This is a genomic window from Micromonospora sp. NPDC001898, from assembly GCF_042891255.1.
Lineage (GTDB): Bacteria > Actinomycetota > Actinomycetes > Mycobacteriales > Micromonosporaceae > Micromonospora.
This window is the reverse complement of sequence record NZ_JBIATC010000003.1, coordinates 1-5,608: the sequence shown is the minus strand read 5'-3', so window position 1 is coordinate 5,608 and position 5,608 is coordinate 1. Positions and strand designations below refer to the sequence as shown.

The window sequence follows — 5,608 nt, the reverse complement described above, 5'->3', positions numbered from 1 at the left end:
GGCCCCCCCCCCGGGCCCGGGGCCGCCCCCCCCCCCCCGCCCCGGGCCCCCCCCCCCCCCCCCGGGCCCCCCCGCCCCCCCCCCCCCCCCCCCCCGGGGGGGGGGGGGCGCCCCCCCCGCGTCGGGTCAGTGGCCGATCTTCACCCCGGAGTCGGCGAGCGCCCGGATCACCTGCGCGGACTCGGCGAAGCCGATGACCAGCACGGCATCCGCGCCGTACTTCTTGATCTCCTGGGCACCGGCGGTGAAGTCCAGCGGTGGAGCCTTCGCGTCGGCCGGCGGATCGTACGTCAGCAGCTTCACCCGGTCACTGCCGATGCCGGCCCGCTCCAGCTCGGCGCGGACGTTCTCCTGAAGGCCCTCGCCGTAGGAGTCCTTCCGGGCGACCAGCACGATCTTGTGTGGCCCGTCGCGCAGTATCACGTCCGCCAGCGCCCGCCCCTGGAGGCTGTCCGGCGGTGCGGTGCGGAAGTAGAGGCCCTTGTCCTCCACCGAGGTCAGCCCCGCGTCCGTGTTGGACGGTGCGAACAGCACCCGTCCGGCGGCGACAACGTCCGGCAGCACGGCGCGGGAGATGCCCGAGGCGCCGGCACCGATGATGACGTGCGCGCCGTCCCGGACGTGCTTGGCCACGGTGGCCTTGGCGATGTCCGGGTTGGTGCCGTCGTCGCCGTCCAGCCAGACCACCGGCTCGCCGAGCACCCCGCCCGCGGCGTTGACCTCCTTGACCGCCAGGGCGGATCCGGCGGCCAGCGGCGGGTATGCCAGGGCCAGGTCGCCGGTGCGCGGCAGCAGGCCGCCGAGGACCAGAGGCGCCGAGGGGACCTTCCCGCCGCGCTGCTTGTATGGCCGGGGCGGGTTCTTCGTGCTCGCGGCCGACTCGTCACCCGCGCCGACAAACTCGGTCTTGCCGTCGTCGATCTTGCGGTCCCCGAAGGTCAGGGTGGCGTAGCTGGCCGTGGCCGGCTCCCCGGCGTCGGTGAACCCGGCCCGGTTGAGCGACACCCCCCGGTACTCGATGTCCTGGCCGGCACGGGCCAGCTTCAGGCAGTCCACCGCCTTCTCGCACCGCTGGCCGTTGTTGGTGACGCCGACGATCTGTTTGGCGATCTGCGTCGGCTCGGTGCTGCCGGCAAGCTGCGTGGCCAGCGCGGTGATGATCACCGCGTCGTAGGCCTCGGCCGCGTAGAGGTAGTCGCCGAGCTTCGGGTAGACGGACCGGAGCCGGCTCTTGAAGGCGTCCGACAGCGGCGTGAGCGGGGTCGTGCCCTTCATGCCGTCGATCAGATCGGCGCGCTCCTTCAACTCCGCGGCGTACCCATTGATCATGTTGCCGTCGATGCCGTAGAGGCGGACCTGTGTGGTGGTGGTCGGCTCCTCTGACTTGCCGGTGCCGCAGGCGGCACCGGCAAGGAGCAACGCCCCGCAAGCCACCAGGGCGGCGGCGCGCGAGCCGTGTGATACGAACATGGTCGTCCTTCCTCCGGCGAAGGTCCGCTCCGCACATTAGCGTGCCGAGCTGGGCTGCGGGGACGTGGAGCCCGGTCAATTGCCTGCTAGCCGCGCAGGCGCACGCAGGGTCACCGGTTCGACGCTCTCGGGTGGTCACGGGTTGACCACCCGTCGTACAGTGCGCCGAGTGACGGACGTACCGCAGCAGACGCTGGACGACGCGACCGCCGTGCTCCACTCGGCCCTGGCCGGAGATGGCGACGCGGTGGTGGGCGCCTTCGACGAGGTGGTCGACCGGGCCGGCCTCGCCGGGGCGTACGGGGTGGCCTGGTGCCTGGCGGCCACGATGGTCGGGGACATGCCCGCTCCCGGCGGTGCGGCGCTGGACTTCCCCGGCATCGACGAGGCAGGCTACGACACCCGCTGGGTGGCCCGCTTCGTCAGCGCGTACGCCAACGCCGACGCCGACACCGGGGAGGCGCTCTTCGGCGCGGCGGTCGCCGACGGCCTGCTGCCGGACTGCCTGCTCACCCTCGCCGGCTCGACGGTGGCCACCCTGCGCAGCCGGGTCGCCTGACGCCCCGGCACCGGCCCGGGTGGCCGGGCGCCGGGGCGCCGCCGCTCAGAACGCGTGATACGCGACCAGCGGCTCGTACTCGTAGCGCAGGTTCGAGAAGCGGACCCGGAAGTTCACCCCGTCCCGGACGTTGGTGGCCACCGTGATCCACCCGGAATTCGCCGGAAGGTAGGTCCAGTAGTTGCAGCTGTTGGTCTTGTCGACGAAGACCACGCAGGCCTGAGTGCCGAAGCTGCTCGCGTTGCGGACGTTGACGTCCGCACAGCGGCTGGTGGCCCGGTAGGTGCCGGCCTCCCCGCCCCAGCTCCCGGTCTGGAAGTACGAGCGCACCGCGCCGCCGTAGCAGGTGGCGTAGGTGCCGGCGAGGTTCACCGCGGGTGTTCCCGCGCCGGGACTCGCAGGCGCGGGGGCCGCCTGGGCGGGGGCCGCGAGGGCGAGCAGCGACACCGCTGCCGTCGTCGTGGCCAGTAGGCGGACGACCGGGGATGACATGGGCGCCTCCAAGTGACGACTGACCGTCCGTACCGGACGGCTGACCAAGCGCAACGATGATACGGGTCGATGGGTCTCACCGCTGGCCCGGCAGCGTCCGGGGCGGTGTGATAGCTCTGGTGGCATGTCGGAGGCCATGCTCGTCAAGGTGCGCAAGCTGCTGGCGAAGGCCGAGGACCCGGCCTGCACGCCGGAGGAGTCGGCCGCGTTCACCGCCAAGGCAACCGAGCTGATCGCCCGCTACGGCGTGGACCGGGCCCTGCTGGCGGCCCGCGACCCGGCCACCGACCCGGTCGGCGACCGGGTGGTCGAGGTCGTCGCCCCGTACGCCCGGGACAAGGCCGGCCTGCTCGCCGCCGTCGCCGCCCCGCTGCGCTGCCGCTGCGTCCGTCGCCGGCACGGCAGCGGCTTCGCGATGCACCTGTTCGGCTTCGCCAGTGACCTGGAGCGGGTCGACCTGCTCTTCACCTCGCTGCTGGTGCAGGCGGCGCACGGGCTGGCCGGGGCGGTCGTCCCGGTGGGGGAGCATCCGGCGGCGTTCCGGCGCTCCTGGCTCGCCGGCTTCGCCCAGGTGGTCGGCACGCGGCTGGTCGAGGCGGAGGCCGGGGCGGTCGCCGACTCCGGCGGGCCCTCGGTCGCGCTCGTGCTGGCCGACCGCTCGGACCGGGTCCAGCGCCGGGTGGCCGAGGCCTACCCCCGGCTGCGCACCGCCGCTCCGCGCCGGCTCGCCGGCACCGGTTTCGGCCCGGGCGCTGCGGCCGGCCGCAGCGCAGATCTGGGCGGCCAGCGCCTGTCCACCACCCGAACACGGCAACTCCCCCACTGAGGCCCTGTGGTCGGCTGTCGGGTCAGGATTGGGTGACTGAGGCCAGGTAACGGGAGAGCAGCTCGTGCCAGCCCGCGGTGAGCGCCTGCCGGTATCCCTCGGCGGCCTCGCCGTGCCGGTCGAAGTGCCGGTGCTCGACCTCCACCCGGGTCTGCTCCGGCCCCTCCGGCAGGAACAGCACCTCCACCTCGCTGGCCTGTGCCGGGTCGGGGGCCGGCACCCGGTCCGGGCCGATCTGCCAGCTGAACACCAGCCGCCGGGGCGGATCCCAGGTGAGCACGCGGCCCCAGTCGCTCCGGAAGCCGTACGGGCCGATCTCGTAGAGCATGCCTCCGGCGCGTGGCTCGATGCCCAGCTCCGCCAGCGCCGCCGGGCCGGACCAGGTGTACTCCCGGACCCACCAGTCGGTCAGCGCCCCGGTGAACACGGCGAAGGCCCGCTCGGCGGAGGCAGGGATGAGGAGACTGCTGCGCAGCGAGTACCGCGCGACATCCTGTCGGACGTCTGCCGGTCCGGCCATCTCCTGTCCCATAGGCCCGGACCATACCGGCTGATGCCCCAGCGTGCAGCTTCGTGCTTGCCCTGATTCGGACATGGCGCGTCCGGATTGCGGACAGTCCCGATCCACCTGGCGGACGCGACAATGTGGGTGAACCTGGGCATGAGTCGGGCAAAACTGGCGACCGCCGCCGGATGCCGCTCCGGAGGCGCCACGAGAGCCGGCGGCCACCGAGTTGCCGGCGCCGAGGGTGCCAACAGCAAGATCCCCACCAGCGTTTCCGCTGGTGGGGATCTCTGTAGCCCGGCGAAAGGCTATGTGGCCAGGGGCGGGGTCGAACCGCCGACCTTCCGATTTTCAGTCGGACGCTCGTACCAACTGAGCTACCTGGCCGTGCCGCTCGGCTCATGGTACCCAAGAGGCGGGATCACCGCCGGCAGGGAACCTGCTCCGATACGCAGAACGCCGCGCATGGTACGCGCGGCGATCAGCGCTTGCGGTCCTGACGGGACTTGAACCCGCGACCTCCGCCTTGACAGGGCGGCGAGCACTCCAACTGCTCCACAGGACCTGGCTGGTGTTGCTCCGGCTTGCGCCGGTCGTGCCCCCAACGGGATTCGAACCCGTGCTACCGCCTTGAAAGGGCGACGTCCTGGGCCGCTAGACGATGAGGGCGGCCCCGCCATCATTGCACACTCGCAACTTCAAGCGGACTTGCTCCCATCCGGCCCCGCCGGAGGCTTGGAAAGCATACGTGACAGGCGGCCCGCGAAACAAATCGGTATGGCCAAGGGCCCGTTCGCCCGCAAAACCACAGGTCAGGGCCGGTTCAGCCGAGCCGGACCAGCCCGTAGCGCCGCTTCAGGTCGCCGATGAGGTGGGCGCAGGCGGAGATCGTGGCGGCCCGGTTCCCGCCGCCGTCGTGCATCAGCACGATCGCGCCGGGCCGGACGGCGCCGGTCACCCGACGGGTGATCGTCGGGGCGGAGGGCTTGGCCCAGTCCTGCGGATCGACGCTCCAGTGCAGCGGTCGCATGCCGAGCTGCCGTCCCACCGCCACGACCTCCGGAGTCCACTTCCCGCCCGGCTGGCGGTAGAACGGCACCTTGGCACCCGGCACCGCCGCCTGGATGGCGCGGTTGGTGCGTACCAGGTCGGCCCGGATCTCGGCGACCGGCCGCCGGCCGAGGTCCAGGTCGTGCCGCCAACTGTGGTTGCACAGTTGGTGGCCCTCCCGGGCGATCCGCGCGACCAGATCGGGGTGCGCCCGGGCCCGGGTGCCGATCACACAGAAGGTGGCCTTCGCCCCGGCGCGGCGCAACTGGTCCAGGATCTTCGGCGTCCAGACCGGATCGGGCCCGTCGTCGAACGTCAACGCGACCGCCCGCCCACCGCTGGTCCGGCGCAGCCCGGGCGGGAGCGTGGTGGGCTGCGGGCGAAGCCGCGACGGGACGGTCCGGGTCGGCTTGGCCGAGGCGCTCGGCTTCGGCTGCGGTGTCTGTCCCGGCGATGTCGAGGCCGCCGGTGAGGGGGCGGCGGCCTCCGGGGAGCTGCCGGTCGTCCGCTCGCCGCAGCCGGCGAGGAACAGGATCAGGCTGATGCCGAACGCCAGGGCGGCGCGCTCACTCATCGTCACTCCGAGGGGCCGGGTACGTGGGCCACCCGACGCTAAAGGATGTCTCGTAACTCGGTGAAGCGTTGCCTGGCAACGGTGCTGGCGTCACCCCGCGAGGATGATGTTGTGGAGGTGGGCGATGCCAGC

At 72.5% G+C, this 5,608-nt stretch carries 6 protein-coding genes and 3 tRNA genes; 2 read left to right on the top strand and 7 right to left on the bottom strand.

Going from position 1 to position 5,608, the window contains the following annotated elements; genetic code table 11:
- Positions 1–126 precede the first annotated feature (126 nt).
- Positions 127–1,470: an ABC transporter substrate-binding protein gene (locus ACFYZF_RS08000; protein ID WP_387017153.1), complete on the bottom strand. Its 1,344-nt coding sequence runs from the start codon at positions 1,468–1,470 to the stop codon at positions 127–129.
- Positions 1,471–1,639: 169 nt separating this feature from the next.
- Here ACFYZF_RS08000 and ACFYZF_RS07995 point away from each other — a divergent pair, with 169 nt between their 5' ends.
- The gene (locus tag ACFYZF_RS07995) at positions 1,640–2,029 is read left to right on the top strand and encodes a hypothetical protein (RefSeq protein WP_387017151.1); all 390 of its coding nucleotides are present in this window, start codon (positions 1,640–1,642) and stop codon (positions 2,027–2,029) included.
- 45 nt (positions 2,030–2,074) lie between these two features.
- On the opposite strand, the gene ACFYZF_RS07990 is transcribed toward ACFYZF_RS07995, so the two are convergent.
- Entirely contained in the window at positions 2,075–2,521 is a 447-nt protein-coding gene (locus ACFYZF_RS07990) for a hypothetical protein (protein ID WP_387017149.1), read from the bottom strand.
- A gap of 124 nt (positions 2,522–2,645) precedes the next feature.
- Between ACFYZF_RS07990 and ACFYZF_RS07985 the strand changes: the two genes are divergently transcribed.
- Complete coding sequence (locus tag ACFYZF_RS07985; protein WP_387017147.1) at positions 2,646–3,347, top strand: DUF2786 domain-containing protein; 702 nt, start codon at positions 2,646–2,648, stop codon at positions 3,345–3,347.
- Positions 3,348–3,369: 22 nt separating this feature from the next.
- On the opposite strand, the gene ACFYZF_RS07980 is transcribed toward ACFYZF_RS07985, so the two are convergent.
- From ACFYZF_RS07980 to ACFYZF_RS07960, 5 genes are all read right to left on the bottom strand, one after another.
- Positions 3,370–3,879 carry an SRPBCC family protein gene (locus tag ACFYZF_RS07980; protein ID WP_387017145.1) on the bottom strand — a complete coding sequence of 170 codons (510 nt, stop codon included), beginning with the start codon at positions 3,877–3,879 and terminating at the stop codon, positions 3,370–3,372.
- Between the two features lie 286 nt (positions 3,880–4,165).
- Positions 4,166–4,239, bottom strand: a tRNA-Phe gene (locus ACFYZF_RS07975).
- 104 nt (positions 4,240–4,343) lie between these two features.
- Positions 4,344–4,417: transfer RNA gene (locus ACFYZF_RS07970), tRNA-Asp, on the bottom strand.
- Between the two features lie 31 nt (positions 4,418–4,448).
- Positions 4,449–4,521: transfer RNA gene (locus tag ACFYZF_RS07965), tRNA-Glu, on the bottom strand.
- A 154-nt stretch (positions 4,522–4,675) separates the two neighbouring features.
- Positions 4,676–5,476, bottom strand: coding sequence for a polysaccharide deacetylase family protein (locus ACFYZF_RS07960; RefSeq protein ID WP_387017143.1), 801 nt, complete (start codon positions 5,474–5,476; stop codon positions 4,676–4,678).
- Between the last annotated feature and the right edge of the window lie 132 nt (positions 5,477–5,608).

Coding starts and splice junctions, on each gene's coding strand:
- ACFYZF_RS08000 (WP_387017153.1), bottom strand. CDS start 1,470: ATGTTCGTATCACACGGCTCGCGCGCCGCCGCCCTGGTGGCTTGCGGG.
- ACFYZF_RS07990 (WP_387017149.1), bottom strand. CDS start 2,521: ATGTCATCCCCGGTCGTCCGCCTACTGGCCACGACGACGGCAGCGGTG.
- ACFYZF_RS07985 (WP_387017147.1), top strand. CDS start 2,646: ATGTCGGAGGCCATGCTCGTCAAGGTGCGCAAGCTGCTGGCGAAGGCC.
- ACFYZF_RS07980 (WP_387017145.1), bottom strand. CDS start 3,879: ATGGGACAGGAGATGGCCGGACCGGCAGACGTCCGACAGGATGTCGCG.
- ACFYZF_RS07960 (WP_387017143.1), bottom strand. CDS start 5,476: ATGAGTGAGCGCGCCGCCCTGGCGTTCGGCATCAGCCTGATCCTGTTC.